The organism is Roseiarcus sp. (genome assembly GCF_052145395.1).
Classification (GTDB): Bacteria; Pseudomonadota; Alphaproteobacteria; order Rhizobiales; family Beijerinckiaceae; genus Roseiarcus.
This window is the reverse complement of record NZ_JBKQOT010000647.1, coordinates 1-4145: the sequence shown is the minus strand read 5'-3', so window position 1 is coordinate 4145 and position 4145 is coordinate 1. Positions and strand designations below refer to the sequence as shown.

At 63.9% G+C, this 4145-nt stretch carries 4 protein-coding genes; all 4 read left to right on the top strand.

The genetic code is table 11. From position 1 onward, the window contains the following. Positions 1-868, top strand: an 868-nt coding sequence (locus ACLP25_RS22325; RefSeq protein ID WP_442471334.1) for a uroporphyrinogen decarboxylase family protein, incomplete at its 5' end; no start/stop codon positions are given. A gap of 22 nt (positions 869-890) precedes the next feature. Further along, complete coding sequence (locus tag ACLP25_RS22320; RefSeq protein ID WP_442471333.1) at positions 891-1883, top strand: sugar ABC transporter substrate-binding protein; 993 nt, start codon at positions 891-893, stop codon at positions 1881-1883. Positions 1884-2031: 148 nt separating this feature from the next. Continuing rightward, on the top strand, positions 2032-3015 hold the full coding sequence (locus ACLP25_RS22315) for an ABC transporter permease (RefSeq protein ID WP_442471335.1): 984 nt from the start codon (positions 2032-2034) through the stop codon (positions 3013-3015). Next, positions 3012-3791, top strand: a complete 780-nt coding sequence (locus tag ACLP25_RS22310) for an ATP-binding cassette domain-containing protein (protein WP_442471332.1) — start codon at positions 3012-3014, stop codon at positions 3789-3791. Before ACLP25_RS22315 ends, ACLP25_RS22310 begins: the two co-directional genes overlap by 4 nt. The last annotated feature ends 354 nt before the right edge of the window (positions 3792-4145 follow it).

Here is a 4145-nt window from a genome sequence, read left to right as displayed (position 1 = left end):
CGGGCACATGCCGAAGGACGGCTTCTTCTTCGATTCGATCATCCGCCAGAAGCCGCTTGACCTCGACCATTTGAACCCTGAGGACAACACCGAGCAGAACGCGCCGCTGACCGACGCGCAGCTTAATGGAATCGAGGAGGACGCGCAGGCAGTCAACACCGGCGAATACGCCGTTTTTGCTTCGCTCGTGAACACCGCGCTCGGGGACATCGCCTTCGTCCCGGGCCCGGACCTCACCGATCCCAAGGGCGTGCGCGACGTCGCCGAGTGGTACATGCTGACGGCGAGCCACCCGGAGGTCGTGCACAAGATCTTTGAACGCCAGGTCGAGGTCGGAATCGCGAACATGGCGAAGATCCACGCCCGCGTCGGCGACGCGATCGACGTGATCTTTCTCTGCGGCACGGACTTCGGCACGCAGACGTCCTCGTTCTGCTCGGTCCGCACGTTCGACTCGCTGTGGAAGCCGCACTATGCCGAGCTCTGCGACTGGATCCACAAAAACACGACCTGGAAAGTGTTCAAGCACTCCTGCGGGTCGTCGGAGCGGTTCTTTGAATCGATGATCGACGCCGGGATCGACATCATCAATCCGGTCCAGTGCTCCGCCAAGGGCATGGACCCCCGCATGCTGAAAGAGAAGTACAAGGGCCGCCTCGTCTTCTGGGGCGGCGGCGTCGACACCCAGAAGACCCTGCCGTTCGGGACGCCGGCCGAAGTGCGAGCCGAGGTCATCGAGCGTTGCGAGATCTTCTCGGTGGGCGGCGGCTTCGTGTTCAACGCCATCCACAACGTCCAGGCCAATACGCCAATCGAGAACATGGTCGCGATGATCGACGCGGTGAAGGAGTTCAACGGTCAGATTTGACCGTTGAAGGGAGGAGGAAAACATGGCGAAACGTTTCACGGTGGCCGCGCTCATCGGCGCGAGTCTCGCCGTTCTGGCCCTTGCCGGCCCGGCCGTTGCTGCTGACGAAAAGCTGAACATCGTCTTCACGTACCACTCGTCGGCGTCAAATCCGTTCTGGCAGGCGGTGAAGAAGGGGTTCGACGACGCTTGCGCGAAAATCGAGGCGAATTGCCAGATGATCTTCACCCAGACCGAAAACTCGATCGAACAGGAGGTCGCCAATCAGCAGGCGGCGCTTGCGCGCAAGCCGGACGCGCTCCTCACCACCCTCGTCGACAACAAGGCCTTCCTCGGCAACCTGAAAGACGCCAAGGAGAAGGGCGTCATCGTGATCGCTACGAACGTCGACGCGACCGAGGGGCCCGAGCTCGGGCTTCGTGAGGCGTTCGTCGGCCAGAACTTCGTCCCCGCCGGGCAGACGCTTGGACGGCGGATGGCCGCGCTCTTCCCGAAGGAGGGCCCGGTCCGAGTTTTGGTCGGCGTCAACGGGCCCGGCCAGAACTGGTCTGAGCAGCGCGCCAAGGGAATCATGCTCGGCCTCGACGAATTCAAGAAGGCGAACCCCGGCCGCGAGATCGTCATCGACCGGCTTGACGTCAGCGCCGAGGGCGCAGTCGTCGCGGACCGCGTCGGCGCCTACCTCAGCGCGCATCCCGACACGACGGCCTATATCGACACCGGCCTTTGGCACTCGTTCGTGGCCAAAACGCTCAAGGACCGGGGAATTGGGTCGGGGAAAATTCTGCTTGGCGGCTTCGACCTTACGCCTCAGGTGATCGACGGGATGAAGGCCGGATACATCCAGGTCGAGATCGACCAGCAGCCCTATGAGCAAGGGTTCCTTCCGGTGATGCAGGTCTACCTCCAGAAGAAGGTCGGCTTGGCGCCGGCCGACATCGACACGGGCGAGGCGGTGTTCACGCCCGAGTCGGCGGACACGCTGATGGGGCTGGCGAAGCAGGGCCTTCGCTAGAGCGGGATGAAATAGGCTTGCGCCAGCGAGCCCTCACCCGGCGGCCTTCGGCCGCCTCCCCCTCCCGGTGGGAGAGGGACGCTACCCTTCCCCCTCAGGGGGAAGGTGGCCCGAAGGGCCGGATGAGGGCCTGATGCGCGCTTCGCCTTTGAGAAACCTGTTTCGGATCTATCTCGAGAAGCCGGAGCTCGCCGGCGCCGCGCTGCTCTGCATCCTAACGGCGGTGTTCGAAGCGCGGTCCAACGGCGCCTTCCTGTCCCCGGACAACCTGCGGGGCATTCTCGGGCTGTTGCCGGAGGTCGGCCTCGTTTCGGTCGGCGTAACGATTCTGATGATCTGCGGCGAATTCGATCTCTCGGTCGGCTCGACGTTCGCGCTCGCGCCGATGGCGACCTCGCTCACCATCATCGCCGGCGTTCCGCTCGTCCCCGCCATCGTCATCGGACTGGTCATCGCCGCGGCGATCGGGTTCGTAAACGGGTTCATCACGCTGACCTTCGCCATCCCGAGCTTCATCACCACGCTCGGGATGCTCTTCATCGTCCGCTCGCTGACGGTGGTGATCTCCGGCGGCTTTCCGCCGCTTCTGCCGGACGATCTCGCGACCGGCGTCTTCACCCAGTATGTCGGCCCGGGCGGCCTGCTCCGCGCTTCGTTCCTCTGGTTTCTCGGTGTCTCGATCGCCGCTTCGGCGATCATGACGCTGTGCAATCTCGGCAACTGGATTCGCGCCACCGGCGGCAACCTCGAGGCCGCCGCGACGATGGGGGTGCCAGCGCGGCGGGTGAAGCTCTTCTGTTTCATTCTCTGCTCGATGCTGGCCGGCTTCGGCGGGATCATCCAGGTGTTCCGGCTGCAGTCGCCGCTGCCGTCCATCGGCGACGGGCTCGAACTGCAAGCCGTCGCCGCGGCGGTCATGGGAGGTACGGCGCTAACGGGCGGGATCGGGACGGTGCTCGGCGGAATCGTCGGGGCGCTGCTGATCCGGATCATCGACAATGGCCTCGTGATGTCACAGGTGGACGCCAACTGGTTCAAGTTCGCGGTGGGCGCGCTGACAATCCTGGCCGTGATCGGCAACTCGTGGCTCCGCCGCACGGCGCGCAGCATCAAGCTCGAGAGCCCGGCATGACGGAAGCAAGCGCCTCTCCCGACGCCTCCGCCGACGCCGCGGCAGTCGCCGCCCCGATCGTCGAGTGCCGCCATCTGCACAAATGGTACGCGGGCGTCCACGCGCTGAAGGGCGTGAGCCTTACGATCAAGCGCGGCGAGGTGGTTGGCCTCGTCGGCGACAACGGCGCCGGCAAGTCGACGCTCATCAAGATCATCTCCGGGGTTCATCCTCCGGACCGGGGCGAGATCCTCGTCGACGGCAAGCGGGTAGACATCCGCACGCCCAAGCAAGCGATGAACCTTGGCATCGAGACGATCTACCAAACCAATTCCATGGTTCCGATGATGTCGATCGCACGTAACCTGTTCATCGGCCGGGAGCCGTTGGCGGTCTCGATCTTCGGCTTCGGATTGATGGACCAGGCGCACATGCGGCGCGAAAGCGTGAAGGCGATCGCCAACGTCGACCTTCACCTGCGCTCGCCCGACGCGCTGGTCGGCGAGCTCTCGGGCGGGCAGCAGCAGGGCGTGGCCATCGCGCGCGCCATCCACTTCAAGTCGCGGGTGCTTATTCTCGATGAACCGACCAATCATCTTTCAGTCAAGGAGACGGCCAGAGTGCTGGGCTTCGTGCGCGGACTGCCGGCGCAGGGCGTGGCAGGCATTCTGATCAGCCACAACCTGCACCACGTCATCGAGGCGTGCGACCGCATCGTCGCCATGGCGCGGGGCGAAATCGTCTTCGACAAGCCGGTCGGCGAGACATCGATCGAAGAATTTCAGGAGTATTTCTGAGGTTGAAACGGCGTCGCATTGAAGTCGATTCGTTCCCGTCATTGCGAGCGACCCCGGGTCGAGGGGTCGAGAGCCCGGGGGGAAGCAATCCATGCCGCCGGCGCGTCCTTTAATCCTGGATTGCTTCGTCCCCGCGGATCAAGTCGGGGGGCCCTCGCAATGACGGCGGCGGTTCAACCTGCGATCGTCTCGCTCAAGTCCCTCGATCTACCGGTCCTGCCGCGTGTCGCCGGCGCCCTTCTCCACCCGTGAGGGCGATGGCTTGATTTTTATGTTACAGCCAAGTTGGAATGTCCCCTTTGAGCAGAGTTGAGATGTCCCCTTTTTTGGCAGCGGAAGGGGGTTGGCGTGAAC